The organism is Curvibacter fontanus, assembly GCF_054780335.1.
This window is the reverse complement of the sequence record NZ_BAAGWN010000003.1, coordinates 155,001-181,994: the sequence shown is the minus strand read 5'-3', so window position 1 is coordinate 181,994 and position 26,994 is coordinate 155,001. Positions and strand designations below refer to the sequence as shown.

20 protein-coding genes, 2 rRNA genes, 2 pseudogenes and 1 riboswitch (1 of these 25 cut by a window edge) are annotated in these 26,994 nt (G+C 64.8%); of the genes and pseudogenes, 4 read left to right on the top strand and 20 right to left on the bottom strand.

All coding sequences use genetic code 11. The annotated features are described in order from the left end of the window. Window positions 1-10: 10 nt before the first annotated feature. The 9 genes and pseudogenes from ACYVH8_RS01465 to ACYVH8_RS01425 all read right to left on the bottom strand — a co-directional run bounded on the left by ACYVH8_RS01465 (window position 11) and on the right by ACYVH8_RS01425 (window position 11,323). Window positions 11-1,531 (bottom strand): methyl-accepting chemotaxis protein, encoded by a 1,521-nt coding sequence (locus ACYVH8_RS01465; RefSeq protein WP_460487099.1) that lies wholly within the window; start codon window positions 1,529-1,531, stop codon window positions 11-13. Between the two features lie 98 nt (window positions 1,532-1,629). Next, entirely contained in the window at window positions 1,630-2,811 is a 1,182-nt protein-coding gene (locus tag ACYVH8_RS01460; protein ID WP_460487098.1) for an acetyl-CoA C-acyltransferase, read from the bottom strand. 86 nt (window positions 2,812-2,897) lie between these two features. Beyond that, window positions 2,898-4,784 carry a phosphomethylpyrimidine synthase ThiC gene (gene thiC, locus ACYVH8_RS01455; RefSeq protein WP_460487097.1) on the bottom strand — a complete coding sequence of 629 codons (1,887 nt, stop codon included), beginning with the start codon at window positions 4,782-4,784 and terminating at the stop codon, window positions 2,898-2,900. 101 nt (window positions 4,785-4,885) lie between these two features. Continuing rightward, window positions 4,886-4,987, bottom strand: a riboswitch (TPP riboswitch). 47 nt (window positions 4,988-5,034) lie between these two features. Next, a complete protein-coding gene (aceK, locus tag ACYVH8_RS01450) occupies window positions 5,035-6,852 on the bottom strand; it encodes a bifunctional isocitrate dehydrogenase kinase/phosphatase (protein WP_460487096.1) in 1,818 nt (605 codons plus the stop codon). Between the two features lie 3 nt (window positions 6,853-6,855). Next, window positions 6,856-7,512, bottom strand: a complete 657-nt coding sequence (can, locus tag ACYVH8_RS01445; RefSeq protein ID WP_460487095.1) for a carbonate dehydratase — start codon at window positions 7,510-7,512, stop codon at window positions 6,856-6,858. 10 nt (window positions 7,513-7,522) lie between these two features. Then, a complete protein-coding gene (locus tag ACYVH8_RS01440) occupies window positions 7,523-9,553 on the bottom strand; it encodes an LTA synthase family protein (RefSeq protein WP_460487094.1) in 2,031 nt (676 codons plus the stop codon). A 69-nt stretch (window positions 9,554-9,622) separates the two neighbouring features. After that, window positions 9,623-10,258: pseudogene (locus ACYVH8_RS01435) on the bottom strand (acyl-CoA dehydrogenase family protein); the annotation flags it as partial. 71 nt (window positions 10,259-10,329) lie between these two features. Next, window positions 10,330-10,888, bottom strand: a pseudogene (locus ACYVH8_RS01430) (acyl-CoA dehydrogenase family protein); the annotation flags it as partial. A gap of 33 nt (window positions 10,889-10,921) precedes the next feature. Further along, window positions 10,922-11,323 (bottom strand): MerR family transcriptional regulator, encoded by a 402-nt coding sequence (locus ACYVH8_RS01425; RefSeq protein WP_460487093.1) that lies wholly within the window; start codon window positions 11,321-11,323, stop codon window positions 10,922-10,924. A 114-nt stretch (window positions 11,324-11,437) separates the two neighbouring features. On the opposite strand from ACYVH8_RS01425, the gene ACYVH8_RS01420 reads away from it, so the two are divergent. Both ACYVH8_RS01420 and ACYVH8_RS01415 read left to right on the top strand, forming a co-directional pair. After that, entirely contained in the window at window positions 11,438-12,511 is a 1,074-nt protein-coding gene (locus ACYVH8_RS01420; protein ID WP_460487092.1) for an MBL fold metallo-hydrolase, read from the top strand. A gap of 299 nt (window positions 12,512-12,810) precedes the next feature. Next, entirely contained in the window at window positions 12,811-13,938 is a 1,128-nt protein-coding gene (locus tag ACYVH8_RS01415; RefSeq protein ID WP_460487091.1) for an HPP family protein, read from the top strand. Between the two features lie 9 nt (window positions 13,939-13,947). Here the strand turns inward: ACYVH8_RS01415 and ACYVH8_RS01410 are convergent, their stop codons facing one another. Continuing rightward, entirely contained in the window at window positions 13,948-14,679 is a 732-nt protein-coding gene (locus ACYVH8_RS01410; protein WP_460487090.1) for an ABC transporter substrate-binding protein, read from the bottom strand. Window positions 14,680-14,916: 237 nt separating this feature from the next. Between ACYVH8_RS01410 and ACYVH8_RS01405 the strand changes: the two genes are divergently transcribed. Further along, window positions 14,917-15,117, top strand: coding sequence for a hypothetical protein (locus ACYVH8_RS01405; protein WP_460487089.1), 201 nt, complete (start codon window positions 14,917-14,919; stop codon window positions 15,115-15,117). A 43-nt stretch (window positions 15,118-15,160) separates the two neighbouring features. On the opposite strand, the gene ACYVH8_RS01400 is transcribed toward ACYVH8_RS01405, so the two are convergent. The 8 genes from ACYVH8_RS01400 to ACYVH8_RS01365 all read right to left on the bottom strand — a co-directional run bounded on the left by ACYVH8_RS01400 (window position 15,161) and on the right by ACYVH8_RS01365 (window position 23,796). Next, a complete protein-coding gene (locus ACYVH8_RS01400; RefSeq protein WP_460487088.1) occupies window positions 15,161-16,096 on the bottom strand; it encodes a M48 family metallopeptidase in 936 nt (311 codons plus the stop codon). 20 nt (window positions 16,097-16,116) lie between these two features. Next, window positions 16,117-16,851, bottom strand: a complete 735-nt coding sequence (locus ACYVH8_RS01395; RefSeq protein WP_460487087.1) for a lysophospholipid acyltransferase family protein — start codon at window positions 16,849-16,851, stop codon at window positions 16,117-16,119. Window positions 16,852-16,861: 10 nt separating this feature from the next. After that, window positions 16,862-17,416, bottom strand: a complete 555-nt coding sequence (gene gmhB / locus ACYVH8_RS01390) for a D-glycero-beta-D-manno-heptose 1,7-bisphosphate 7-phosphatase (RefSeq protein ID WP_460487086.1) — start codon at window positions 17,414-17,416, stop codon at window positions 16,862-16,864. A 12-nt stretch (window positions 17,417-17,428) separates the two neighbouring features. Continuing rightward, entirely contained in the window at window positions 17,429-19,573 is a 2,145-nt protein-coding gene (gene glyS / locus ACYVH8_RS01385; RefSeq protein ID WP_460487085.1) for a glycine--tRNA ligase subunit beta, read from the bottom strand. Between the two features lie 4 nt (window positions 19,574-19,577). Beyond that, window positions 19,578-20,483 carry a glycine--tRNA ligase subunit alpha gene (glyQ, locus tag ACYVH8_RS01380; RefSeq protein ID WP_460487084.1) on the bottom strand — a complete coding sequence of 302 codons (906 nt, stop codon included), beginning with the start codon at window positions 20,481-20,483 and terminating at the stop codon, window positions 19,578-19,580. Window positions 20,484-20,604: 121 nt separating this feature from the next. Beyond that, on the bottom strand, window positions 20,605-22,119 hold the full coding sequence (lnt, locus tag ACYVH8_RS01375; RefSeq protein ID WP_460487083.1) for an apolipoprotein N-acyltransferase: 1,515 nt from the start codon (window positions 22,117-22,119) through the stop codon (window positions 20,605-20,607). Continuing rightward, on the bottom strand, window positions 22,112-22,993 hold the full coding sequence (locus ACYVH8_RS01370; RefSeq protein ID WP_460487082.1) for an HlyC/CorC family transporter: 882 nt from the start codon (window positions 22,991-22,993) through the stop codon (window positions 22,112-22,114). Before ACYVH8_RS01370 ends, lnt begins: the two co-directional genes overlap by 8 nt. An 86-nt stretch (window positions 22,994-23,079) precedes the next feature. Then, entirely contained in the window at window positions 23,080-23,796 is a 717-nt protein-coding gene (locus tag ACYVH8_RS01365) for a GNAT family N-acetyltransferase (protein ID WP_460487081.1), read from the bottom strand. A gap of 152 nt (window positions 23,797-23,948) precedes the next feature. On the opposite strand from ACYVH8_RS01365, the gene ACYVH8_RS01360 reads away from it, so the two are divergent. Then, window positions 23,949-25,634 carry an AMP-binding protein gene (locus ACYVH8_RS01360; RefSeq protein ID WP_460487080.1) on the top strand — a complete coding sequence of 562 codons (1,686 nt, stop codon included), beginning with the start codon at window positions 23,949-23,951 and terminating at the stop codon, window positions 25,632-25,634. Between the two features lie 137 nt (window positions 25,635-25,771). On the opposite strand, the gene rrf is transcribed toward ACYVH8_RS01360, so the two are convergent. Then, window positions 25,772-25,884, bottom strand: a 5S ribosomal RNA gene (gene rrf / locus ACYVH8_RS01355). Window positions 25,885-25,996: 112 nt separating this feature from the next. Continuing rightward, window positions 25,997-26,994, bottom strand: a 23S ribosomal RNA gene (locus tag ACYVH8_RS01350); it runs 1,879 nt beyond the window's last position.

Sequence of the window (26,994 nt, the reverse complement as noted above, 5' to 3'; positions counted from 1 at the left end):
GCAAGCCCTCTCAGAGCCGGAAGGCGCCCACCAGCTGGTTCAGGTGCTGGGCCTGTTCGCGCAAGCTCATGGCCGCGGCGGTGGATTCCTCCACCAGCGCCGCGTTCTGCTGCGTGGCCTGGTCCATGTTCGTCACGGCCTCACCGATCTGCGCCACACCCTGGCTCTGCTCGGCGCTGGCCGCGCTGATCTCGCCCATGATGTCGGTCACCCGGCGGATGCTGGCCACCACCTCGTTCATGGTCGCACCGGCCTGGTCCACCAGGGTGGTGCCCTGGCCCACGCGTTCCACACTGTCGTTGATCAGGGTCTTGATTTCCTTGGCGGCCTCGGCCGAACGTCCGGCCAGGCTGCGCACCTCGCTGGCCACCACGGCAAAACCCCGGCCCTGCTCGCCGGCCCGCGCGGCCTCCACCGCGGCGTTCAGCGCCAGGATGTTGGTCTGGAAGGCGATGCCGTCGATCACGCTGATGATGTCGGCGATCTTCCTGGAGCTGTCGTTGATGCCCTTCATGGTGTCCACCACCTGGGCCACCACCTCGCCACCCTGCACGGCCACGGTGCTCGCGCTCTGGGCCAGCTGGTTGGCCTGGCGGGCGTTGTCGGCGTTCTGCTTGACGGTGGACGAGAGTTCTTCCATCGATGCCGCGGTTTCTTCCAGGGCGCTGGCCTGGCTTTCGGTGCGCGCGCTCAGGTCCTGGCTGCCGGCGGCAATCTCGCTGCTGGCCGTGGTGATGCTGTCGGTGGACTGGCGCACTTCGCCCACCAGGCGACGCAGGGCCTCCTGCATGCGCACCAGCCCCTGCATGAGGCTGTCCGGGTATTGTGTGGACGGTACCGGATAGGCCAGATTGCCTTCGGCGATTTCCGACAGGGCCAGCCGCGCGTCCGCGGGGTCTCCACCCAGTTCCTGGCCGACCGTCTTGCGCAGGTAGAGCGTGAAGCCCGTGGCCACGACCACGGCCAGCACGGCCAGGGACAGGGAAAAGAAGACCACCCGGTTGGCCTGGCGATCGACGTGGTCCTGCGCCTCTTCGGACACCTTCTCGGCCACTTCGACCTGCTTGAGCAGCTCGGCGCGCAGATTGCGCCAGGCCGGCGTCTCGGTGCTGTTGAGGAACTTCACCGTCTCCGGCGACTGCTCCTTGATCAGGGCCAGCACCTTTTCCTGGGCCTGGGCATGCACGGTGCGCAAGGGCGGCAGCTTGGCCAGGCCCGCTTCGAACGCCGTGCCCTTGGCGGTCTTGACGGCATCGTTATAGGCCTTGTCATAGGCCGCGCGCGCCGCGTCCAGGTTCTTGGGGGCCTGGGGATTGACCGGGTCGAGCACGATGTTGCGCAGGGCCTGGCCCATCTGCAGGCCCTGGGCATACATCTCGTTGAGACCGGCGCTGATGCGCTGCTCGGTCTGGATATAGCGCCCGAACTGGTTCTTGGTGTAGACCAGGCCGCCGATACTGCCGGCCAGGCCGACGATAAAAAGCGCTGCAGGCACCAGGGCGCAGAGCAGAAGTTTGGTACTGAATTTCATGAAAGGGCCTCCCGGGGGCAAGGCCCACATCATTGCCCACTTATGGATGTTTGTGGATACCCCCGGTGCTATCCCAAGCCCCGATCAGACCCGTTTTTTCAGAGCATTTCCAGCGCCACGGCCGTGCCCTCGCCGCCGCCGATGCACAGCGTGGCCAGGCCGCGCTTGAGGCCGCGGGCCTTGAGCGCGTGCATGAGCGTGACCATGATGCGCGCGCCCGAGGCGCCGATGGGGTGGCCCAGCGCGCAGGCGCCGCCGTTGACGTTGACGATGTCGTGCGCGACCTTGAGCTCTTCCATCAGGGCCATGGGCACCACGGCAAAAGCCTCGTTGACTTCCCACAGATCCACGTCCTTCACGCTCCAGCCGGCGGCGGCCAGGGCTTTTTGCGTGGCGCCCACCGGGGCGGTGGTGAACCACTCGGGCGCCTGTGCGTGCATGGCGTGCGACACGATCCTGGCCAGCGGCTTGAGGCCGTGCTTGGCCGCGGTGGAGGCGCGCATCATGACCAGGGCCGCGGCGCCGTCGTTGATGGACGAGCTGCTGGCGGCGGTGATGGTGCCGTCCTTCTTGAAGGCGGGCTTGAGCGCCGCGATCTTGTCGAGCTTGGCCTTGCCCGGGCCTTCGTCGATGGCCACCACGGTCTCGCCGGCGCGGGTTTTCACGGTGACCGGCGTGATCTCGGCCGCGAAGGCGCCGCTTTGCGTGGCGGCCTGGGCGCGGCGCACGCTGCTGCTGGCGAAGTGGTCCTGCTGCTCGCGGCTGAACTTGTACTTGGCCGCGCAGTCCTCGCCGAAGGTGCCCATGGAGCGGCCGGCCTCGTAGGCGTCTTCCAGGCCGTCGAGCATCATGTGGTCGTAGATCTTGTCGTGGCCCATGCGGTAGCCGCCGCGGCCCTTGAGCATGAGATAGGGTGCGTTGGTCATGCTCTCCATGCCACCGGCCACGATCACGTCGGCGCTGCCACCGGCCAGCATGTCGTGCGCGAACATGGCCGCGCGCATGCCCGAGCCGCACATCTTGGACAGGGTCACCGCGCCCGCGCTCTTGGGCAGGCCGCCCTTGAAACCCGCCTGGCGCGCGGGAGCCTGGCCCTGGCCGGCCATCAGGCAGTTGCCCATCAGCACCTCATTGACGAGCTCGGGGGCGATGCCTGCGCGCTCGACCGCGGCCTTGATGGCCGCGCCGCCCAGGTCATGGGCCGAGAGGGAAGAGAAGTCGCCCTGGAAAGCCCCCATGGGGGTGCGGGCGGCGCCGACGATGACGATGGGATCGGACATGGTGTGCTCCTGAGACTGTATGCGCGTGCACGCATTTTGCCGCGAAAGGCCCGCCGGCACAGGCCGGCGGGCCTTGGTCAGGAGGACTACGTAGGGGTGTTCCCCCGGTCGACGGCGATGTAGATCTCGCCGCCGGTGCGCCGGAACTCGGCGGATTTCTGCGTCATGCCTGCGTCCAGTGCCTGCACTTCACTCACACCCTGCGTCTTGGCGAACTCGCGCACCTCCTGCGTGATCTTCATGGAGCAGAACTTCGGCCCGCACATGGAGCAGAAGTGCGCCACCTTGGCCGAGTCCTTGGGCAGGGTCTCGTCGTGGAATTTCTGCGCCGTGTCGGGGTCCAGCGAGAGATTGAACTGGTCCATCCAGCGGAACTCGAAACGCGCCCTGGACAACGCGTCGTCCCGTGCCCGCGCGCCCGGGTGCCCCTTGGCCACGTCGGCCGCGTGCGCGGCGATCTTGTAGGTGATGATGCCGGTCTTCACGTCCTCGCGGTCGGGCAGGCCCAGGTGCTCCTTGGGCGTCACGTAGCAGAGCATGGCCGTGCCGAACCAGCCGATCATGGCCGCGCCGATACCGCTGGTGATGTGGTCGTAGCCCGGGGCGATGTCGGTCGTCAGCGGGCCCAGGGTGTAGAACGGTGCCTCGCCGCAGTGCTTCAACTGCTCGGTCATATTGGCCTGCACCATGTGCATGGGCACATGGCCCGGGCCTTCGATCATGGTCTGCACATCGTGCTTCCAGGCGATCTGCGTGAGCTCGCCCAGGGTGCGCAGCTCGGCGAACTGGGCTTCGTCGTTGGCGTCTGCACCCGACCCCGGGCGCAAACCATCGCCCAGCGAGAAGCTCACGTCGTAGGCCTTCATGATCTCGCAGATCTCTTCGAACTTCGTGTAGAGGAAGTTCTCCTGGTGGTGGGCGATGCACCACTTGGCCAGGATGGAACCGCCGCGCGAGACGATGCCTGTGACGCGCTTGGCCGTGAGGTGGATGAAGGGCAGGCGCACGCCCGCGTGGATGGTGAAATAGTCCACGCCCTGCTCGGCCTGCTCGATCAGCGTGTCGCGGAAGATCGCCCAGCTCAGGTCCTCCGCCACACCGCCCACCTTCTCCAGCGCCTGGTAGATGGGTACGGTGCCGATGGGCACGGGGGAGTTGCGCAGGATCCAGTCGCGTGTGGTGTGGATGTTCCTGCCGGTGGACAGGTCCATCACCGTGTCGGCGCCCCAGCGCGTGGACCACACCAGCTTCTCCACCTCTTCCTCGATGCTCGACGTCACCGCCGAGTTGCCGATGTTGGCGTTGATCTTGACCAGGAAGTTGCGCCCGATGGCCATGGGCTCCAGCTCGGGGTGGTTGATGTTGGCCGGGATGATGGCGCGCCCGCGCGCCACCTCGTCGCGCACGAACTCGGGCGTCACCACTTTCGGGATGCTCGCGCCGAAGCTGTTGCCCGCCAGGCGCTGTTCACGCTCGGGGCTGTCCAGGTACTGGGCCGTCCACTCGCGCTGCTGGTTCTCGCGCAGGGCCACGTACTCCATTTCGGGCGTGACGATGCCGCGGCGCGCGTAGTGCATCTGCGTGACGTTGGCACCCGTCCTGGCGCGGCGCGGTGTGCGCTGCAGGCCGGCGGCCTGAGCGCGCAGCGCGGCGAGCGCGTCGGCTTCGGCACCCTTGACGCCGTCGTCCAGCGCCACGCGTGCGCGGCCGCTGTAGGCCTCGGTGTCGCCACGGGCCTCGACCCAGGCCTGGCGCAGCGCGGGCAGGCCACGGCGCACGTCGATCTCGGCCTGCGGGTCGGTGTAAGGGCCGGAGGTGTCGTACACCAGCACCGCCTCGCCATTGCTTTGCGTGATCTCGCGCATGGGCACACGCACATCAGGCCGTGTGCCGGTCACATGGATCTTGCGCGAGGCCGGCAGGGGCTCACGCGTGAGGGTGATGAACTGGGTGAGTTTGTCGGGTGCGTTCATTGTGAATCTCCTTGAAACAAAAGTTTTTGCTCCGAAGGAGGTTCACAGAACGCGAACCGGAAGACGGCACGAGGCCAGCAAGGGGAACAGACACGGCAGACGGACTGCAGGTCAGGCTCTTCTTACGCCGGCATTAACCGGATCAAGTTCGCGGGTTCGGATCACCATCTCAGCACATCACGTGTGCACCCCGGGCAAGACGGACTGTAGCCGACCCGGCGGCACCCGGAACATGACCCAGGTCAATTTTTCACTGCGATGAGAAACGTCGGCTGTGCTCGTAGGGGAAAACGTCGTAGACGTGACCCTGCTGGATGCGTTCCTTGTGGCTCTGCCAGAAGACCGGATCGAGCAGGTCGGGGTGGTGTTTCATGAACACCTCGCGCACGGCCGGGTTGCCCAGCAGGAAAGGCGCGAAGGTCTCGGGGAACACATCACGCGGACCGACCTTGTACCAGACCTTGCCGCTCATCTCTTCTTCCTCGTTGCGCGGTGTCGGCACCTCGCGGAAGTTGCAGTCGGTGATGTACTCGATCTCGTCGTAGTCGTAGAACACCACCTTGCCCTGGCGCGTCAGCCCGAAGTTCTTCCACAGCATGTCACCGGGGAAGATATTGGCCGCCACCAGGTCCTTGATGGCCTTGCCGTACTCGATGACGGTGCGCTCCAGCTGGCGGCGCGCCCGGCGGGCTTCCTCCGAGGTGTTGGCCGGATCGGCCGCGCCCGCGTCGAAGGCTTCCTGCAGGTAGATGTTGAGCGGGATCATGCGCCGCTCGATGTAGAGATGCTGGATGATGACTTCGCTGCGCCCGTCGGGGTCGCGATCGCTGATCTCCAGCTGGCTGGGCGCGAACTTGTGGATCTCGGCGATCAGCGCCTCGTCAAAACGTTCCAGCGGGAAAGCCACCAGGCTGTACTCCAGCGTGTCGGCCATGCGGCCCACGCGGTCGTGCTGCTTGACCAGCAGGTACTTGCCCTTCACCTGCTCGCGCGTGGTGTCCTTCGGCGGCGGATACCAGTCCTTGATGATCTTGAAGACGTAGGGGAAGGAGGGCAGGTCGAACACCAGCATGACCATGCCCTTGATGCCGGGTGCGATACGGAAGCGGTCGCTCGAATGCTGGAGGTGGTAGAGAAAGTCACGGTAGAACAGGGTCTTGCCCTGCTTGGCCAGGCCCAGGGCGTTGTAGAGCTCGGCCCGCGGCTTGCGCGGCATCAGGCCGCGCAGGAACTGCACATAAGCCGAGGGCACTTCCATGTCCACCATGAAATAGGCCCGGGCGAAGCTGAAGAGCATGAGCAGGTCGTCCTCGCCAAACAGCGCGGCGTCGATCACCAACCCGCCCTGCTCGCCGTGCAGGATGGGCAGGGCAAAGGGCACCTCGACAAAGCCGTTGATGATCTTGCCCACCACGTAGGCGCCCTTGTTGCGGAAGAACAGGCTGGACAGGACCTGCACCTGGAAATTGGTGCGCAACTTGTTCTGGCCCAGCAGGTCGTTGACCGCGGCCAGCACATGGCCGACATCCCGTTCCAGATCCTCGAAAGGGCACTGCAGCCGGAAGTTGCCGATGATGCGCTCCACCGTCTCGCGCAGAGTCTCGCGCGCGGGGTAGTAGGCGCGGTAGGTCGGCCGGGCGGCGGGCTCGTCGTTCTCGATGTACTCGGTGCTGACCGCAGGGCGCACGAAGATGAAGTCGTTGTGGAAGTGCGTGCGGTGCAGGATCTTGGTGGTGACCGAGTTGAAAAAGGTCTCGGCCAGTTCGGGCTGGTGGTGATCCACCAGCAGGCCGATGTAGTGCAGCTTGACCTGCTGCCAGATGGCCATGGGCTGGGTGCCGGCCTGGAAGGCCTGCTCCAGCCGGCTCACGCACTCCCTGACACGCAGGTCGTAGAACTCGATGCGTTCGCGCTGGGCACGCTGCTGGCCATGCCAGTCGGCCATCTCGAAACGGTGCTGGGCGCGTGCGGACTCGGTGCGGAAGAGCTGGTAATGGCGGTTGAAGCCGTCCATCATCGCCAGGGCGATGTCGTAGGCAACGGTCGAATCGAGCCGCTGCGGAAACACCGCCTAACCCCGCGCGGCGACTACGCCCTGGATGGCCGCACGGTACAGGGGCTCGATGGAATCGGTGCTGGACACGGTCATTTTCAGGTCCTGCAGCAGGCCGTCGTGCACGCCGAACGCCCAGCCGTGGATGCTGACCTGCTGGCCGCGCGCCCAGGCGTCCACCATGACCGTGCTGACGCAGACATTGACCACCTGTTCGATGACGTTGAGGTCACACAGGGCATTGGCGCGCTGGGCCTCGGGCAGGCGCTCCAGCAGATCACGGTGACGGTCGCGCACGTCCTGGATGTGGCGCAACCAGTTGTCGGCCAGGCCGATGCGCGCGCCTTCGAAGGCGGCCTGCACACCGCTGCAACCGTAGTGGCCCACGACCATGATGTGCTCGACCTTGAGCCGTTCCACCGCGAACTGGATGGCCGACAGGGCGTTCAGGTCCGAATGCACCACCACATTGGCAACGTTGCGGTGCACGAAGACCTCACCGGGCTCCAGCCCCGTGATCTGGTTGGCCGGCACGCGGCTGTCGGAGCAGCCGATCCACATGTACTTGGGCGTCTGCTGCTTGACCAGGCCCGTGAAAAAGCCGGGGCGCTCGCGCTCCATCTGGGCCGCCCATTGGCGGTTGTGGGAAAAAAGGTCGTTGACGGATTTGTTCATGGCTCCATTCTCACTTAGGTCGATTCAAGGCCGCCCGCACATTCCAGTCCAGCAGGCCGAGCTGCGCGCGCGCCAGGGCGTCGCTTTTCGGATCGAACTGGCAGCTGGCGGCCCTCTTCGGGTCCACGGGTGAGCAGATGAAACTGGCCGGGTTGCCCAGCGTCCAGCCCCCCTGCGCATTGCGGGCATTGCCGTAGTAGTTCACGCTCAGCGGCGCGTTCAACGCCGGGTTCGCCTGCTTCGTCGGATCGAGCAGCAGGTTGCGCCCGGTCTGGACGTAACCGCTGTTCACGCCCAGCAAAGGCAGCAGCGTAGGGAACATGTCGCGGTGGCTGGCCGGCAGCTGGCGCTGCGGGCCGCAGTTCAGGCCTTCGTCCCAGATCACGAAGGGCACCTGGCTGATCAGGTAACGCCGTTCGGGCGTGGCGTAGAGGCCGAAGCTGCGCACATTGTGGTCGCCGGTGGCGGCGATCACGGTGTTGTGGCGCAGCGGGCCGTTGCGCACCTCCTGCACCAGGCCGCCGAGCTGGTCGGTGGCGTAGTGATAGGAATCGATGTTGAGCCACAGGGTGTCGGCATTGCGCTCGCCGCCCCACTTCGCCTGATTGCGCTTGGCACGCTGGTATTCGGGCGGCAGGTCGTAAGGCGGGTGGTTGGTGGCCGTCAGCACGAAGACGAAAAGCGGTTTGTCCTGCGGCTTCTTCAGGCGCTCGGACAGGTAGCGGAACACATAACTGTCCCACACGCCCCAGATACCGAGCTCGGCCTCGGGGTAGGCGGCCTTCAGGTGGCTGGCGTCGACCACCTCGTCGAAACCCTGGGTCTTGAGCACGCGGTCCAGTTCGCGCCAGCCTGAACGCGCCGAAGTCACGAACAGGGTGCGGTAACCGGCCTGCCTGAGCAGCAGCGGAACGGCCCAGGGGATGGGCGTCCTGCCCTGCGGCCCCAGGGTGAGCGGCGTGATGGGCGTGGAGAAGAGAATGGCTTCCAGCGAAGGGTGCGTGCCGGGTTGGGCCGAGTCGAAGTTGGAGAAGTGACAGGCGCCGGGCAGGGTGGGCGCCAGCCGGCCCAGCACATCGAAGTCCTTGGGGTCGTGGTAGAGGAAGGGCTCGGCGCTCCAGGACTCCATGAGGAAGAACAGCAGGTTCTTGCGCGGCCCCGAAGCCGGCGCCGCGCCCTGCGAGATGAGCGAGGCGCGCAGGGCCTGCTCGTCCCGGGCCTCGATGCCCAGCGCCTGCGCGGCTTCCATGGGCGAGCCGTAGCCCAGGCGCTTCAGGCCCAGCAGCGGGTCGCTGAGGTTCTGCGAGTCGCGCCGCGCGTCCCAGGCGAACTTGAACGCGATCACGCCGTTGGGCACCATGTCGTTGAGGAACTGCGAAGTGGTCACCGAGACGTTCTGCCGCCCCAGGGCCATGGCGCGCAGCGTGCCCTTGGTCGTCATCACCAGCAGCAGGAAAGCGAACAGCACACCCAGCAGCGTGAGCCAGACCGGGATGCGCCGCTCCGCCACGCCCCGGTTGAGGCGCAGACTCAGACGACTGTAAGCCGCCTTGCGTGCGGCCATGGCCCCCCAGCTGGCGCCGACCAGCACCGCAAGGGTCAGGAAGACCGGGAAGTCGCTCCAGATGGTCTGGACGATCGCCTTGGTGTCGTCCTCGAAGAAACCGAAGACCACCGGGTCGATGGGCGTCTTGTAGAAGCCGAAGTAGTGCAGGTTGATCAGGCTGGCCGTGACGAACAGCGTGGCCACCGTGCCGGCCAGCCAGCCATGCCAGCGCGCGGGCACGATGATGAGCAGCGGCCAGATCAGGATGGCGGCGGCGGCGCAGACCTTGAGATCGAAGCGCGCACCCTGGTAGACCACGGCCCAGAGATCGGCCAGCGGCGCCCCGAAACCCTCGGGCCAGTGCCAGGCGATCTGGCCCAGGCGCAGCAGGGTAAGGACGAAGGCCACGCACAAGACCATGACCCAGGCCTGCAGCGTGGCCGAAGCCAGTGCCCCCAGCAGGTGGCGGCCGAAGGTGCGCAGCGAAAACTTCACGTCAGACTTCCCTTTCATGTCAGGGAAGTATTGTGCCGTCTGTCCATGGCCCGTGCATGACCGCCGGGCTTACATGGTCTCGGCAAACAGCTCGCGACCGATCAGCATGCGGCGGATTTCACTGGTGCCCGCCCCGATCTCGTACAGCTTGGCATCGCGCCACAGGCGGCCCAGCGGGTAGTCGTTGATGTAACCGTTGCCGCCAAAGATCTGCACGCCCTCGCCGGCCATCCAGGTGGCCTTCTCGGCCGTCCACAGGATGACCGAGGCGCAGTCCTTGCGCACCTGGCGCACGTGCTCAGCGCCCAGCAGGTCCAGATTCTTGGCCACGGTGTAGGCAAAGGAACGGCCGGCCTGCAACACGGTGTACATGTCGGCCACCTTGCCCTGGATCAGCTGGAACTCGCCGATGCTCTGGCCGAACTGCTTGCGGTCGTGGATGTAGGGAATGACCTTGTCCATCACCGCCTGCATGATGCCCAGCGGCCCGCCGGTCAGCACGGCGCGCTCGTAATCCAGCCCGCTCATGAGCACCTTGGCGCCGCCATTGAGCGTGCCCAGCACGTTCTCGGCCGGCACCTCGACGTTGTGGAACACCAGTTCGCCCGTGTGGCTGCCGCGCATGCCCAGCTTGTCGAGTTTCTGCGCGATGGAAAAGCCCTTCATGCCTTTCTCGATCAGGAAGGCCGTGATGCTGCGCGCGCCGCCACCGGCCGCCCGGCCGCCCGAAGGCCGGTGAGCCCCCTCGGGGGGCAGCGAAGCGTGGGGGCCGTCGGAACCGGGTTCGGTCTTGGCGTAGACCACCAGGGTGTCGGCGTCGGGGCCGTTGGTGATCCAGAACTTGCTGCCGTTGAGCAGGTAGTAGCCACCCCCCGAGGCACTCGGTTCTTTCCACTCGGCCTTCAGTTTCATGCTCAGCACGTCGCTGCCGGCGCCGGGCTCGCTCATCGCCAGCGCGCCCACGTGTTCGCCGCTGATCAGCTTGGGCAGGTATTTCCTGCGCTGCGCCTCGTTGCCGTTGCGCTTGATCTGGTTCACGCAGAGGTTGCTGTGCGCGCCATAGCTCAGGCCCACGGAGGCGCTGGCGCGGCTGATCTCCTCCATGGCGATCATGTGCGCCAGGTAGCCCATGTTGGCGCCGCCGTATGCCTCAGGAACAGTGATGCCCAGCACGCCCAGATCACCCATCTTGCGCCAGAGATCCATGGGGAACTGATCGTTGCGGTCGATCTCGGCCGCCCGCGGGGCGATCTCGGCCTGCGCGAATTCGCGCACCGCGTCGCGCAGCGCGTCGATGTCTTCGCCGAGCTGGAAGTTGAGTCCGGGCAGGTTCATGAATAGGTCTCCGTCTTTTTTGTGTGTCCGGCCTTATTTGCCGTTTTTCTTGTCGAGTTTGGTCAGCAGAGCGCGGGCCTCGCGCTGGTGCGCCTTGATCTCGTCCAGGTTGGCCTGCAGGTCGGCCATCTGCTCCTCGACCTGGGCGCGGTGCGCGGCCAGCACGTCGAGGAATTTCTTGAGCTGCAGCCCGGTGTCACGCGGGCTGTCGTACAGATCGATGATCTCCTTGGCCTCGCTCAGGCTCAGGCCCAGGCGCTTGGCGCGCAGGGTGAGCTTGAGGCGGGTGCGGTCGCGCCCGCTGTAGACGCGGATGCGCCCGCCCGGCCCGCTGCGCTCGGGTTGCAGCAGCCCCATGTCTTCATAGAAGCGCATGGCGCGCGTGGTCAGGTCGAATTCCCGGGCCAGATCGCTGATGCTGTAGGTCGTTGCCATGGTCGTGGGTGGTGTAAAACAAAGGCGACAGCGCGGTCTCGGTGGCGCGCCTAGAATGCCGGATGCCAGTTGACGTTTACGTAAACGTCAATTATGTCGCAATTCACGGACCCCATGAACGAACTCGAACGCCAGCTGCACTACCCCCTGGGCGAGACCCTGCCCGAGCCCGGCGCCACCCTGGACGTGGCCCCGGGCGTGCGCTGGATCCGCATGGCCCTGCCCTTTGCGCTGGACCACATCAACCTCTGGCTGCTGCGCGACTGCCTGGACGGGCGCGAGGGCTGGACGGTGGTGGACTGCTGCATCAGCCGCGACGAAGCCAAGGCCCAGTGGGAGCAGCTCTTCGCCGGCAGCTTCGAGGGCCTGCCCCTGCTGCGCGTGATCGTCACGCACATGCACCCGGACCACATCGGCCTGGCCTACTGGCTGTGCGAGCGCTGGAGCACACCCGAACACCCCTGCCGCCTGTGGATGAGCGCCACCGACTACAACCTCGCGCGCATCGGTTCGTCCGGCGGCAACGGCTTTGGCGGCGACAGCTCTGCGCTTTTCTTCGCCGCGCACGGCCTGCGCGATCCGGCATCGATGGAAAAGATCCGCGAGCGCGCCAGCTACTTCCCCACCCTGGTGCCGGCCGTGCCGCGCCAGTTCCGCCGGATGATGGAGGGCGACGTGGTGGCCATCGGCGGGCGCGGCTGGCGCTGCATCAGCGGCCACGGCCATGCGCCCGAGCACATCGCGCTCTACTGCGAGGAGCTGAAACTGCTGATCGGCGGCGACATGATGCTGCCGCGCATCTCCACCAACGTCAGCGTCTTCGACATGGAGCCCGAGGCCGATGCATTGAAACTCTTTCTGCAGTCGATCGACAAGTTCAAGGCCCTGCCGGCCGACACGCTGACCCTGCCCTCGCACGGCAAGCCCTTCACCGGCCTGCACCGGCGCATCGAACAGCTGCACGAACACCACCGCGACCGCCTGGCCGAGGTGCTGGAGGCCTGCACACTAAAACCCTGCAGCGCCGCCGATGTGCTGCCCACCCTCTTCAAGCGCAAGCTCGATCTGCACCAGACCACCTTCGCCATGGGCGAGGCCGTGGCCCATCTGCATGCCCTGTGGTTCGAAGGGAAACTGCAGCGCCAGCGTGATGCCGAAGGGGTCTACCGCTTCAGAACCACGCCATGAAAACAGCAGCCCCTACAATGCCCAGTTTTGGTGCCTGCAGGAGCAGGGCCTGTTGACACTAATTTCTCAAGTGCGAACGTGGTGCAAACAGCGCCAATCTAGGCGCGCGACGACGCCCAGGCTGGCCGCCTGGGCGAGGAGTGCAACAACGAGTGGCGCTGTTTGCACCACGTTCCCTACGGGTTGCGGCCAAAAAGGCCATGCGGGGTGTTGCGCGGACTGTGGCCGGGGGCGACCCCGGCGGCGTCCACGCGCCTACCGCATGGCTTTTTTGATCCGCAACGCATCTCGAGAAATTAATGTCAACAGGCCCTCGCGTGCATCCCCTTCTTCTCTGGCTGCGCAGCTTCTGGCCCGCGCCGCTCACGGTCAGCCGGCGTGAAATCTGGCTGGGCTGCCTGGGCGCCGGTCTGGGCCTGCTCGGCACCGAATGGCTGAGCCACCACGCCCTGGGCGAACTCAACCCCTGGTTCATCGCGCCCATGGGCGCCTCGGCCGTACTGCTCTTTGCCGTGCCGGCCAGCCCCCTGGCCCAGCCCTGGTCCATCGTCGGCGGCAACCTGGTGTCGGCGCTGATCGGCGTGCTGTGCGCCCACATCCTGGGCCATGACGGCCTGGCCGCCGGCATCGCCGGCGCCGGCGCCATCGCCGCCATGTTCGCGCTGCGCTGCTTGCACCCGCCCGGCGGCGCCGTGGCGCTGACCGCCGTGCTGGGCGGGCCGGCCATCAGCCAGCTGGGTTACGCCTATGTGCTGTGGCCGGTGGCCGCGAACTCCGCGCTGCTGCTCGCCCTGGCCCTGCTCTTCAACAACCTGATGCAGCGGCGCTACCCGCACCAGGCCGTGCCCCAGCCCCACCCGCACCGCACGGCCGACCGGCTGCCCAGCGCACGCCTGGGCCTCAGCAAAGAGGATCTGGATGCCGCGCTGGCCAGCCAGGGCCAGCTGCTCGACATCAACCCCGACGATCTGGAGCAGATCCTCACACGCGCGCAGCTGCAGGCCAGCCGTCGCAAATGGGGTGATGTGCATTGCCGCGACATCATGTCGCGCGATGTGGTCCACGTCCGGCCGCTCGACTCGGTGGACGAGGCCTGGGCCCGCCTGGTGCGGCACAAGGTCAAGGCGCTGCCGGTGATCCGCCTCGATGGCACGCTGGCTGGCATCGTTTCGCTGCATGATTTCTTCGTCGGGCACAGCGCGCCCGACCCGCGCAAGATGCCCGTCATGAGCACGGCACGCTACGTGGCCGACATCATGACGCGCAAGGTGCGCGTGGCGCGCCCGGAACAACTGATGGTGGACCTGGTGACCCTGTTCTCCGACGGCGGTCTGCACCACATGCCGGTGGTGGACGGACAGCTGCACGTGGTCGGCATGATCACCCAGTCGGACGTGGTGGCGGCGCTCTTCAAGACCGGGGCGTAAAGCGCCGGGTCAGGCGCCAGCGGGCGCCACAGTGACACCCTGGATGGCGTGCCGCTGGAGCGCGTCCGCCACGAAGCCGGAGGCTTTCATCTCCTCCACGAAAGCACCGAGGTGTTCGCTCGCCGCCGGGCCCCGGCTCTTGGGGCAACCCATGGCCTGGCGGATCACCATGAAACGATCCGGCAACAAACGCAAACCCGGAAAGCGCCGCGCATCGGCCTCCAGTTGCTGCCGCACACCGGCGGCCACGTCATGCCCCTGCGCCAGGAAGGTTTCCACCACTGCGGGCGAACTGGGCGCACGCACCAGTTGCGCCTGCTTGATCTCACGGCTGAGGTAGAGGTCGTAGGCGCTGCCAACCCCCACCGTCACACGCAGGCCGGGCCGGTCGACTTCTTCGTTGCGCTGCAACAGGGAGTCCGCGCGCACCAGGTAGCAGCCTTCGATCAGCACATAGGGCCCGGTGAACGCGATCTCCTGGCCACGCAGCGGATCGATGGCAAAAAATCCGATGTCGGCCTGTTCCTGCCGCACGGCATCGACCGACTTGCCCGCCGTTTCCAACACCACCAGCTCCAGCGGCAAGCCCAGACGCTCGGCAAAAGTCCGCGCCAGATCGACCGACACGCCCACGGCTTCGCCTGTAAGCGGATCCCTGTTGGCCAGGATGGGGTTGCCGAGATTGATCGAGGCGCGCAAGCAGCCTGTCGGGGCGAAGACAGTGGTCAGAGGGGAGTCCATCGTTCTTGTTCCGTGGAAATCATGCAGGGGCCGCGGTCCTGCAAGACATCGGATCGGCCTGTGTACTCATGCCAACGTTTGCTTGGGGTCGCTGGAGCATGTAGCCGCTTCATCATAACGATGCACGCCCCGATACGTCTCGATACACCTGCCCGGTCAACGCAATCGTCATGCGTCCCGTTGTGTGGGTGTCTTCAGATCCACTGAAGTCACAACATCCACCGAAAGGCAAATGAAATGAGCAAGATCCTCGCTACCCTGATCGCCGGCCTGTTTGCTGCCAATGTCTTTGCCCAGGCAGCCGCACCTGCCGCACCCGCGACACCGGCCACCCCTGCTGCTGCCAAGCCGGCCGCAAAGGCCGGGGCCAAGATGGAAAAGAAGGCCGAGAAAAAGACCGCCAAGAAAACCGAGAAGAAGGCCGAAGCCAAGAAGTAAGCCCCCCGCCCCCTGAAAAGCCCGCTGCGTGCGGGCTTTTTTCTCAGTGCCAGCGCGGCAGGGCTTCGTCGCGCAATTCGCCGCGCAGGCTCTGATAGTCCGGCACGACCGAACGCACCGTGTCCCAGAAGCGCGGGCTGTGGTCCATCACGCGCAGATGGCTGAGCTCATGCGCGACCACGTAGTCGATCACGCTCTGTCGGAAATGGATGAGGCGCCAGTTCAGGCGGATCGCACCGTCGCTGCTGGCGCTGCCCCAGCGTGTGCCCGCGCTGCTGAGCGAGAGCTTGCGCCACTGCACGCCCAGTTGCGGCGCGTAGTGCTGCAGGCGTTCAGTGAAGACGCGGTGCGCCTGGCGCATGAGCCAGGCCTGTACGGTGTCGCGAATCTGCTGGGTGCTCGCGTGCTGCGGCAGGCCGATGTGCAAGGTCAGGCGCGGCACCCCCTCCAGCGTCAGGTTGCTCGCCTGGGCATCGGTGTGCAGCAGCACTTCCGCGTCATCGGCCTTGAGGCTGCCGCCCACCGCGCTGTAGGCGTGCGTCGGGTCCAGCACCACGATCACCGTTTCACCCAGAAAGGGAAAGCTGGTACCGTCGCGCCACTCGATGTGCGTCGAGTCCAGGCGCTGCTGACGCTCGCGCATCTCGTCGAGCTTGCGCACGATCCAGCTCGCCTTCTCCTGCAGCGCGGCCTCCACCTCGTAGAGCGGCGCCCAGCGCGGCGCGCTGACCACCAGGCCGTCGGGCCCCACCTGCATGCCGATGGTGCGGCGCTTGCCGCGCTTGAACTCGTAGGCCACCTGGGCGTCGCACAGGCGCGTCTCGCGGTTGGCGCGGGGGTGACTGAACCGGGCCGGCGCCATCACGCTGGCAATGGGCTGGGCAGGCTGCTGCGGGCCGTGCAGCGCAGGCTCGGACACCGGCGCCTGCACGGGCGCTGCATCGAAGAGGTCGAGGGCGAGCTGAAGGAAGCTGCGCATGCCCTGATCTTAGTAGAGCCTCATGGGTAGGCGTCGGGGTCCAGGCGGCGCGTCTCGGCCTCGATCCAGGCCTCGACTTCCTTCATGAGTTCGGCCGGCTCACGGCCCGTGCTGGGAATCGGTGCGCCGATGGAGACGTCGACCATACCGGGCCGCTTGATGAAAGCCTTGCGCGGCCAGCACTTGGCCGAACTCACGGCGATCGGAATCACGGGCGCGCCGGTCTCCACGGCCAGGCGCGTGCCACCGGTCTTGTAGGTGCCGGCCTGGCCGCGCGGGATGCGCGTGCCTTCGGGGAACATGATGATCCAGACCCCGCGCGCCAGCAGTTGCTTGCCCTGTGCCACCACCTTGCTGAAAGCCTCGTTGCGCTGCGAACGGTCGATGTGGATCATGTCCAGCCGCCCCATGGCCCAGCCGAAAAAGGGCACGTAGAGCAATTCCTTCTTGAACACATAGGCCAGCGGGTGCGGCATCAGCGTGGGCATGAGAAAGGTTTCGAAAGTGGACTGGTGCTTGACCAGCAGGATGGCCGAGCTGGTCTCGCCCACGGGCAGGTGCTCCATGCCGCTGACACGCACCTGGATGCCCAGGATGTGGCGCGCGCCGACCACGGCCAGGCGCAGCCAGAACACGGCAATCCAGTAGAGCGGATCACCACGCACAAAGATCGAGGCCGTCAGCAGGACGATGGCCACCGGGATGACGGTGACCGACATCCAGAGCATGTGGAGCAGGGAGCGCAGGAAAGACATGGCGGTTTCCTCAGGCGGGGTCGCGTGCGACCAGGTAATCGGCGAAGGCCAGCAGGCTCTCGTGCACACGCGTGCCGGCCGGGAACGCATCAGGCAGGGGCTGGCCACGCAGGACCCCGCCCTTGCCGGTCAGCACCAGATGCGGTTCGCAACCCGCAGCCGCACCGGCAATGATGTCGCGCGCCGAATCACCCACGGTGGGCACCCCCTTGAGCGCGACACCATAGCGCTCGCCGATCTGCTCGAACAGACCCGGCAGCGGCTTGCGGCAGCGGCAGATCTGGTCGGGCGCATGCGGACAGTAGAAGATGGCCTCGACGCGACCGCCTACTGCGGCCAACAGCTTGTGCATCTTGGCGTGCATGGCGTTGAGCGCCGCCACATCGAACAGGCCGCGGCCCAGCCCCGACTGGTTGCTCGCCACCACCACATGCCAGCCGGCATGGTTCAGCTTGGCAATCGCCTCCAGCGCACCGGGCAGCGGTTTCCACTCGACCGCGGATTTGACGAATTCCGAACTGTCCTCGTTGATGGTGCCGTCACGGTCGAGGATGACCAGCTTCATGGTGTGCATCTGTTATGCAGCCAATCGGGACAGGTCGGCCACGCGGTTCATGGCTTCGTGCAGGCTCTTGAGCAGGCCCTGGCGGTTCAGTCGCAGGTCCATTTCCTCGGCGTTCACCATCACGCCGTCGAAGAAGGCGTCCACCGGCACGCGCAGGGCAGCCAGGGTCTTGAGCGAGGCGGTGTAGTCGCCGGCTTCGAACTGCTGGTTGGCCTTGGGGACCACGTCTTTCAAGGCGGCGTAGAGGCTCTTCTCGGCAGCCTCTTTGAGCAGCACTTCGCTGACATGCGCGTCAACCTCCTGGGCCTTCTTGAGGATGTTGCTGATGCGCTTGTTGGCCGCGGCCAGGGCGGCGGCTTCGGGCAGGGCGGCGAAGGCACGCACGGCGGCCAGGCGCTGGGCCACTTCACCCAGGCGCTGCGGGCGCAGGGCCAGCACGGCATCGACTTCCTGTGCGCTGTAGCCCTGCTCGCGCAGGCTGCCAGCGAGGCGGTCGTAGATGAAGTCGGCCAGTGCTGGCGTGGCATCGCTCACCTTGTCACCAAAGGCCGGCAGCGTCGCCGTCAGCAGCACCGACAAGTCGAGTGCAAGGTTCTGCTCGGCCAGCATGCGGATCACGCCCAAGGCGTGACGGCGCAGCGCGAAAGGATCCTTGTCACCCGTGGGCAGGTTGCCGATACCGAACATGCCGACCAAGGTCTCCAGCTTGTCGGCCAGGGCCACGACCAGGCCCACGGTGTTGCGCGGCAGCTCGTCACCGGCAAAACGCGGCTTGTAGTGGTCCTCGATGGCGTGGGCGATATCGTCGCCCAGACCGTCGTGGCGCGCGTAGTAAGCACCCATGATGCCCTGCAGCTCGGGGAACTCGCCCACCATGTCGGTCAGCAGATCGGTCTTGGCCAGGCGGGCTGCCATGTCGGCCTGCGCCACCAGCTTGGCATCACCCAGTTGCTGCGCAATCGCCTTGGCAATGGCGCGCACGCGCTCAATGCGTTCACCCTGCGTGCCGAGCTTGTTGTGATAAACCACCTTGCCCAGACCCTCGACACGCGAGGTCAGCGTCTTCTTGCGGTCCTGGTCAAAGAAGAACTTGGCATCGGCCAGGCGCGGACGCACCACCCGCTCGTTGCCGCCGATCACGGCGCTGGCGTCAGCCGGGCTGATGTTGCTGACCACGAGGAACTTGTTGGTGAGCTTGCCGGCGGCATCGAGCAAGGGGAAGTACTTCTGATTGGCCTTCATCGTGAGGATCAGGCATTCCTGCGGCACGGCCAGGAACTCTTTTTCAAACTCACAGACCAGCACATTGGGACGCTCGACCAGGGCCGTCACCTCGTCCAGCAGGGCTTCGTCTTCGATGGCACGTACACCACCGCCAATCTTGGCTGCCGCTGCCGTGAGTTGGCGCACGATCTCGGCGCGGCGCTCGGCGAATGAGGCAATGACAGCACCGTCCTCGCGCAGGGTAGTCGCGTAGCTGTCGGCGTCCTTGAGCACCACGGCCTCCTTCTTCGCCTCGAAGCGGTGGCCTTTGGTATTGTTGCCGGCCTTCAAGCCCAGGGCTTTGACGGGCACCACGGTGCTGCCGTGCAGGGCCACCAGGCCATGGGCCGGACGCACGAAGTTCACACTGCTCCAGCCGGGCAGCTCGCAATCGGTCTCGAGCTGGTAGCTCATGACCTTGGGGATGGGCAGCTTGGCGATGGCTTCGTCCAGTGCCTTCTGCAAGCCGCTCTCCAGTGTGGCTCCCGTGACCATGCTGTCATAGAACAGGGCCTCGGCCTTGCCATCGGGTGCGCGCTTGAGCGCGGCCACGGCAACGGCGGGGTTGGCCACATCAGCGCCCAGAGCTTGCAGTTTTTTGAGCAGCGCGGGCGTGGCCTTGCCGGCGGCATCAAGTCCAACGGCCACGGGCATTAGCTTCTGCGACACCGCGGAATCAGGTGCTTTGACGAGAACGTCTTTTAACCAAACAGCCAAACGCCTTGGGCTCGCATAAGGCTTGATGTTCACTCCCAATTCGTAATGCTCGGTAAAGAGTCTTTGAGTTGTCAAGCTAAGGGCAATCCGTGTTGCGAATTCGCGGCCCAGTTTTTCTAAGACTTTCGGCGGCAGCTCTTCGACAAACAGTTCAACGAGAAGGTTGTGGGTCGTCATGGTCTCAGGCTGCCTTCTTCGTCATTTGCTCAACCCACTCGCGCGGCGCCATGGGGAAACCCAGGCGCTCACGGCTCTCGTAATAACTCTGCGCAACAGCGCGCGCCAGGTTGCGGATGCGGCCGATGTAGGCGGCGCGCTCGGTCACCGAGATGGCGCCGCGCGCGTCCAGCAGATTGAAGCTGTGCGCGCACTTGAGCACCTGCTCATAGGCCGGCAGCGCGAGCTGCTGCTCCATCAGGTGCTTGGCCTGCTTTTCATGCGCCGTGAAGGCGGTGAACAGGAAGTCGACATCGCTGTGTTCGAAGTTGTAGGCCGACTGTTCTTTTTCGTTCTGCAGGTAGACATCGCCATAACTCAGGGCATCCGTCCATTTGAGGTTGTAGACGTTGTCCACGCCCTGCAGGTACATGGCCAGACGTTCCAGGCCGTAGGTGATCTCGCCGGTGATGGGCTTGCAGTCGATGCCGCCGACCTGCTGGAAGTAGGTGAACTGCGTCACCTCCATGCCGTTGAGCCAGACCTCCCAGCCCAGGCCCCAGGCGCCGAGTGTGGGGTTCTCCCAGTCGTCCTCGACGAAGCGGATGTCGTTCTTCTTCAGGTCGAAGCCCAGGGCTTCGAGCGAACCGAGATAGAGCTCGAGGATGTTGCTCGGTGCGGGCTTGAGCACCACCTGGTACTGGTAGTAGTGCTGCAGGCGGTTGGGGTTCTCGCCGTAGCGGCCGTCCTTGGGCCGGCGGCTGGGCTGCACGTAGGCGGCCTTCCAGGGTTCGGGGCCGAGGGCGCGCAGGAAGGTGGCCGTGTGCGAGGTGCCGGCGCCGACTTCCATGTCATAGGGCTGCAACAGCGCGCAGCCCTGGGCGTCCCAGTAGGACTGCAGTTTCAGGATGATTTGTTGGAAGGTCAACATGTTTGGGTCAGTGCAAGCGCATCCACCCGGCAGCGAGCGTCGCGCGCCGGGGCGCCGAAGTGGACGGATTTCCGCGTAAGCCCTTGATTTTACGGGGCTTCGGGCCCGTCCCCGGGCTGTGTCAGGCTCTTTTGCGCCAGACAGCCCAGATGAGCCGGGCCAGCCCGGCCAGCCACAGGGGCCACAGGCCCGCGTAGGCCACCCAGCGGGCGTAGAGGGTCAGGCCGGCGCGTCCCTCCACCTCGCCCCGCAGCACGCCCCGGGTGTGACGGGGCAGCTCGGCGATGACCTGGCCGCGGTGGTCGATGATGGCCGTGGCGCCGGTGTTGGTGGCCCGCACGAAGGGACGCTCGAACTCCAGCGCGCGCATGCGTGTGATCTGCAGGTGCTGATCGATCGCCACGGTGTTGCCGAACCAGGCGATGTTGCTGAGGTTGACGAAAACCGTGGGCGCCTGGGCCGGGTCGCGAAAGCGCGCGCCCAGCTCTTCGCCGAACAGGTCCTCGTAGCAGATATTGGGCGCCAGGTGCTGGCCCTGCCAGTCGAAAGTGGGCTGGCCCGCATCACCACGCTTGAAATCCCCCAGGGGGATGTTCATCATGGCCGTGAACCATTTGAAGCCGGTCGGGACGAACTCCCCGAAAGGCACCAGATGGTGCTTGTCGTAGCGCCAGGGCGTCTGGCCCGGCGCCAGACCCACCGCTGAATTGCTGTAGCCCTCGCGGTAGCTGCCCAGGGGCAGACCGATCAGCGCCGCCTGCTGGCCGCCGGCATAACGCTGGCGCAAGGTTTCCCAATACCCCTCGGGCAGCTGCTGTGGCAGCAGGGGCAGGGCCGTTTCAGGCGCCACGACCAGGGCCGCATGCTCCTGTTGCAGCTGCTCGCCATACCAGCGCAGAGCCAGGGGTACGCCGCTGCCGGGCTGGAATTTTTCGTCCTGCGGGATATTGCCTTGCAGCAGGGCCACGCTCAGGCGGCCGGTAGAGCGGGTCAGCTCGCCGCCTCCCATCTGCAGCATGGAAGGCAGGACCAAAACCGCCAGCACCGCCAGGCGCTGCCAGTGGCTGGCTGCCCTTATCTGCGGCAGCGTCATGGCCAGCCAGGCGGCCAGGGCCGAGATGCCGTAGACGCCCAGCCAGGGCGCATAAGCCGCCAGCGGCCCTTCGACATGGGCGTAACCGCTGCCGCCCCAGCCGAAACCGGTGAACCAGACGCCACGCGCCAGCTCCGCCAGCAGCCAGAGCGCCGCGAACAGCAGGGGCCGCGCCGCAGGGCTGCGCGGGGCGTAACGCTGCTGCAGGGCGCAGGCCGCCGCGTAGTACAGCGCCAGTCCACCCGCCAGGGCCAGCACAGCGAGTACAGCGAGCACAGCGGGCAGGCCGCCATAGGTGTGCATGGAGATGTAGAGCCACCAGAAGGTGGTCGCCAGCCAGGCCGTGGCGAACAGCCAGCCGGCCAGTGCCGCCTGCTTCCAATGGGTGCTGCGTTCGAGCACCCAGGCCAGCAGGCCCAGCGCCAGAATTTGCAGCCACCAGCGCGGCTGGCCGTCCCAGGGTGCTGCCATGGCCAGCGCCTGGGCGAGGCCGGCCCCGATGCTCAGGGCCCAGGAGCCGGCGCGCGCCCAGCGCTCACGCATCAAGTTTGGCCTTGGGCGGCGGCACGGGTGAAACCTTGAACCACTTCACGGCGCCTCCCTTGGTGTGCAGCACCACGAATTTCAGGCCGCTGATCACATGCTGCTCCCCACGCTTGGGCACATGCCCCATCTCGTGGGCAATCAGCCCGCCGATGGTGTCGAAATTTTCCTCGGGTGCACTGCCGGTGATCTTGGCATCAAAGGCCTCGTTGACGCGCTCTACGGAGGCGCGGCCGCTGACGCGGTAGGTCTGGTCAGCCAGACCGAAGATATCGCCCTCGTCCTCGGAGATATCGAACTCGTCCTCGATCTCGCCCACGATCTGTTCAAGCACGTCCTCGATGGTGATCAAGCCCGCCACCCGGCCGAACTCGTCGATGACGATGGCCAGATGGTTGCGGTTGCCGCGGAACTCGTGCAACAGGTCGTTCAGGCCCTTGCTCTCGGGCACGAAGACCGCCGGCCGCAGCAGGGCACGGATGTTGAGCTCGGGCGCGCGCTGCAGCTTGAGCAGGTCCTTGGCCATCAGAATGCCGATGATGTTTTCGCGCTCGTTTTCGTAGACCGGAAAGCGCGAGTGCGCCGTGTCGATCACGACGTTGAGCAGTTCGTCGAAGGGGGCGCCGATGTCGACCAGGTCCATGCGCGGCGCAGGCACCATCACATCCCCGGCGGTCATCTCGGCCATGCGCAGCACGCCTTCGAGCATGTAGCGCGATTCGGCGCCGATGACCTGGTTGTCTTCGGCCTCGGCCAGGGTTTCGATCAGCTCGGCGGTGGAGTCCGGCCCCGGATGGATGAATTCCGCGAGCTTCTTCAGAAAGGTGCGCTTGTCTTCTTTTTCGGGGACGCGCGCAGGGTGAGGGTCAGGCACTGACGTCAGCACATGGGTGCAGTTGTTACGACCCCCATAGGATAGCGGATCACCAGGACCCGCAGATGACGGGGTGCCAGCCGCCCTCAGGCGCCCGATTTGTGCCGTGCGTCCCGCACACCACGGCGCACATCCTGCAGGCCGGTCAGGAATGCCCAGAACTGCTTGGCCTGCACCTTGAGGCGGTAATCCGTTCGCGCCAGCTGCTCCTCCAGCATTTCCGTGACCTGGCTCTCAAAAGTGGCAGGCGGCAAGCGTAAGTATGCACTCGCCTCCGATCCGTCGTTTTCCACTGTGGCGCCAGCCTTGCGAGCGATGTTGAGCATGGCCTTGTTTTCGCTCAGGGCATGGATGAACATCAGGTGCACGCCTTCATTGCGTGCGTGTCGCACGGCCCGCCCGAAGAGTTTGCTGCCATAGCCATGGCCGCGCACCGAAGGCAGCACCGAAACACCGAACTCGGCGCAGGCGTCGAAGCTCTTGTCCACGGAGTGCGCCAGGTGCGCCATCGCCACCAGTTCCAGTTTGCGGTTGTAGATGCCGAAGACGCCGTCGCGCTCGAAGTCCAGCGTGTCGACATAGGCCTGGATCTGCGCGTCGTTGGCCAGATAGCCAAAACGCAGATAGCGGTCACGTTCGTCCAGCGCCTGCAAATGCCGTGCGATGCGGCCCCGGTGCCGGGAACCCAGGCGGCGGATGACAGCCACCCAGGGCGCACGTGCCGACGCACTTTGCTCGGCGGGAAGCACGCGCAGCAGCTCGCTGTTGCGCTCGGCGTCGCTGGTTTCGTCGTTGGCGCTCATGCCGCGACTGTACGGGCATTTCCCCCTTTCATCCAGTTCATCCAGGCCATCGCTCTTGACGCGTGCGTGACAGTTTCACCCGCCAACCTAGGACAAGCCCGATGTCGCGTCAGGCGCCACTGCGGTTCAATAGCCGGATCATGGAGTCACTGATGGAAAAATTCTGGTTGCGCAGCTACCCCGCCGGGGTCCCTCACGATATCGACCCGGGCCAATACAGCTCCCTGGTCCAGTTGCTGGAAGAGTCATTCCGCAAGAATGCCACCCAACCCTTCTCCGTCTGCATGGAGCGCTGGATGAGCTACCGCCAGCTCGACGAGTTGTCTGCGGCGCTGGGGGCCTGGTTGCAGCGTCTGGGTCTGGAACCAGGCGCGCGGGTGGCCATCATGCTGCCCAATATCCCGCAGTTTGCCGTCACCATGGCCGCCATCCTGCGTGCCGGCTACACCTGCGTCAACGTCAATCCGCTGTACACGGCGCGCGAACTGGAACACCAGCTCAAGGATTCCGGAGCGACCGCCATTGTGGTGCTCGAGAACTTCGCGCACACCTTGGAAGAGGTCATCGCCCGCACCCCCGTCAAGCACGTTGTGCTCACGGCCTTCGGGGACCTGCTGGGCCCCTGGTATGGCCGATGGCTGACCTTTGCCGTGCGCCATCTTGCCAAGATGGTCCCCCCGTTCCGCCTGCCCGTGAACGAGGGCAGCACCGTCACCCCCTTCCGCAAGGCCCTGGACGAGGGTGCCCACCTCTCACTCAAGCCCGCAGCCATCAATCTCGATTCGATCGCCTTCCTGCAATACACCGGCGGCACCACCGGCCTGAGCAAGGGCGCGGTGCTGACCCATCGCAATGTGGTCGCGGCCATCCTGCAGGCCGAAGCCTGGTTCACGCCGGCGCTGGACAAGGTGGGCAATGTGCGTGAGACCAACAGCGTTGCCGCGCTGCCGCTCTACCACATCTTCGCGCTGACCCTGTGTTTCCTGGCGATCCGCTGGGGCTCGCACATGACGCTGATCCCCAATCCGCGCGACATTGGCAAATTCATCGAAGTGCTTAAGCGCCGCCCTTTCCACATGCTGCCGGCCGTGAACACCCTGTTCAACGCCCTGTTGCAACACCCGCAATTCCGCACCCTTGATTTTTCTCACCTCTGCATCTCGCAGGCGGGTGGCATGGCCGCTTCTGAAGGCACGGCCAGGCACTGGCAGGATGTCACAGGTTGCGCCATGGTCGAAGGCTGGGGCATGAGCGAGACCTGCGCCATCGGCACCAACAACCCGGTCACGACCAGCAAATTCAGTGGCACCATCGGCCTGCCCCTGCCCGGCGTCGAGATCGCCATCAAGAACGACGAGGGCAAGTCCCTCGCTCTGGGTGAATCCGGCGAGATCTGCATCAGGGGCGCCAACGTGATGACAGGTTATTACCAGCAGGCCGCAGAAACCGCCAATGCCTTCACGCCCGATGGTTTCATGCGCACCGGTGACATCGGCATCATGGATGCCCAGGGTTACACCCGCATCGTCGACCGAAAGAAAGACATGATCCTGGTCAGCGGCTTCAATGTCTTCCCCAGTGAGCTCGAGAACGTGATTTCTCTCTGTGACGGCGTGCTGGAATGCGCAGTGATCGGCGTGCCGGATACCAAGCAAGGTGAGGCTATCAAGATCTATGTGGTGCGCAGCGATCCCACCCTCAGCGAGGACGATGTCGCCAAGTACTGCAGCCAGAACCTGACAGGCTACAAGCATCCCAAGTACATCGAATTCCGCGACGAGCTGCCCAAGTCGAACGTCGGCAAGATCCTGCGCCGCGAGCTGCGAGCCGGCAAATGAGCGGGGCCCGGCCCTGACTTACCGACTTCGATTCAAGATGGGTTTACCGCACGCTTACGGCCTTCAGAACCAACAGGTTTTTCAATCGCACAAATAAAAACGCCCCGTCGAATGGCGGGGCGTTTTCTGCTGTAAGAGCCTGACGATGTCCTACTTTCACACGGGAATCCGCACTATCATCGGCGCTGAGGCGTTTCACTGTCCTGTTCGGGATGGGAAGGAGTGGGACCACCTCGCTATGGTCATCAGGCATAACTTTTTGTCATCTTGACTGGGTCAAGACGACCAATTTATAGAGCCAATCAGCTTATTTTGAATGCGTCACATGGCATAACAACCTTGATTGCTTGAATCAAAGTTATAGGGTCAAGTCGCACGAGCAATTAGTATCAGTTAGCTTAACGCATTACTGCGCTTCCACACCTGACCTATCAACGTCCTGGTCTTGAACGACTCTTTAGGGGGCTCAAGGCCCCGGCAGATCTCATCTTGAAACGAGTTTCCCGCTTAGATGCTTTCAGCGGTTATCTCTTCCACACATAGCTACCCGGCAATGCCACTGGCGTGACAACCGGTACACCAGAGGTGTGTCCACTCCGGTCCTCTCGTACTAGGAGCAGGCTTCCTCAAATCTGCAGCGCCCACGGAAGATAGGGACCAAACTGTCTCACGACGTTTTAAACCCAGCTCACGTACCTCTTTAAATGGCGAACAGCCATACCCTTGGGACCGGCTACAGCCCCAGGATGAGATGAGCCGACATCGAGGTGCCAAACACCGCCGTCGATATGAACTCTTGGGCGGTATCAGCCTGTTATCCCCAGAGTACCTTTTATCCGTTGAGCGATGGCCCTTCCATACAGAACCACCGGATCACTATGTCCTGCTTTCGCATCTGCTCGACTTGTCAGTCTCGCAGTTAAGCACGCTTATGCCATTGCACTATCGTCACGATGTCCGACCGTAACTAGCGTACCTTCGAACTCCTCCGTTACGCTTTGGGAGGAGACCGCCCCAGTCAAACTGCCTACCATGCACTGTCCCCAATCCCGATAAGGGATCCAGGTTAGAACCTCAAACACACCAGGGTGGTATTTCAACGTTGGCTCCACGATACCTAGCGGCACCGCTTCAAAGCCTCCCACCTATCCTACACAGATCTGTTCAAAGTCCAATACAAAGCTACAGTAAAGGTTCATGGGGTCTTTCCGTCTTTCCGCGGGGAGATTGCATCATCACAAACATTTCAACTTCGCTGAGTCTCAGGAGGAGACAGTGTGGCCATCGTTACGCCATTCGTGCAGGTCGGAACTTACCCGACAAGGAATTTCGCTACCTTAGGACCGTTATAGTTACGGCC

Coding starts and splice junctions, on each gene's coding strand:
- ACYVH8_RS01465 (WP_460487099.1), bottom strand. CDS start 1,531: ATGAAATTCAGTACCAAACTTCTGCTCTGCGCCCTGGTGCCTGCAGCG.
- ACYVH8_RS01460 (WP_460487098.1), bottom strand. CDS start 2,811: ATGTCCGATCCCATCGTCATCGTCGGCGCCGCCCGCACCCCCATGGGG.
- thiC (WP_460487097.1), bottom strand. CDS start 4,784: ATGAACGCACCCGACAAACTCACCCAGTTCATCACCCTCACGCGTGAG.
- can (WP_460487095.1), bottom strand. CDS start 7,512: ATGAACAAATCCGTCAACGACCTTTTTTCCCACAACCGCCAATGGGCG.
- ACYVH8_RS01425 (WP_460487093.1), bottom strand. CDS start 11,323: ATGGCAACGACCTACAGCATCAGCGATCTGGCCCGGGAATTCGACCTG.
- ACYVH8_RS01420 (WP_460487092.1), top strand. CDS start 11,438: ATGAACGAACTCGAACGCCAGCTGCACTACCCCCTGGGCGAGACCCTG.
- ACYVH8_RS01415 (WP_460487091.1), top strand. CDS start 12,811: ATGTCAACAGGCCCTCGCGTGCATCCCCTTCTTCTCTGGCTGCGCAGC.
- ACYVH8_RS01410 (WP_460487090.1), bottom strand. CDS start 14,679: ATGGACTCCCCTCTGACCACTGTCTTCGCCCCGACAGGCTGCTTGCGC.
- ACYVH8_RS01405 (WP_460487089.1), top strand. CDS start 14,917: ATGAGCAAGATCCTCGCTACCCTGATCGCCGGCCTGTTTGCTGCCAAT.
- ACYVH8_RS01400 (WP_460487088.1), bottom strand. CDS start 16,096: ATGCGCAGCTTCCTTCAGCTCGCCCTCGACCTCTTCGATGCAGCGCCC.
- ACYVH8_RS01395 (WP_460487087.1), bottom strand. CDS start 16,851: ATGTCTTTCCTGCGCTCCCTGCTCCACATGCTCTGGATGTCGGTCACC.
- gmhB (WP_460487086.1), bottom strand. CDS start 17,416: ATGAAGCTGGTCATCCTCGACCGTGACGGCACCATCAACGAGGACAGT.
- glyS (WP_460487085.1), bottom strand. CDS start 19,573: ATGACGACCCACAACCTTCTCGTTGAACTGTTTGTCGAAGAGCTGCCG.
- glyQ (WP_460487084.1), bottom strand. CDS start 20,483: ATGTTGACCTTCCAACAAATCATCCTGAAACTGCAGTCCTACTGGGAC.
- lnt (WP_460487083.1), bottom strand. CDS start 22,119: ATGCGTGAGCGCTGGGCGCGCGCCGGCTCCTGGGCCCTGAGCATCGGG.
- ACYVH8_RS01365 (WP_460487081.1), bottom strand. CDS start 23,796: ATGAGCGCCAACGACGAAACCAGCGACGCCGAGCGCAACAGCGAGCTG.
- ACYVH8_RS01360 (WP_460487080.1), top strand. CDS start 23,949: ATGGAAAAATTCTGGTTGCGCAGCTACCCCGCCGGGGTCCCTCACGAT.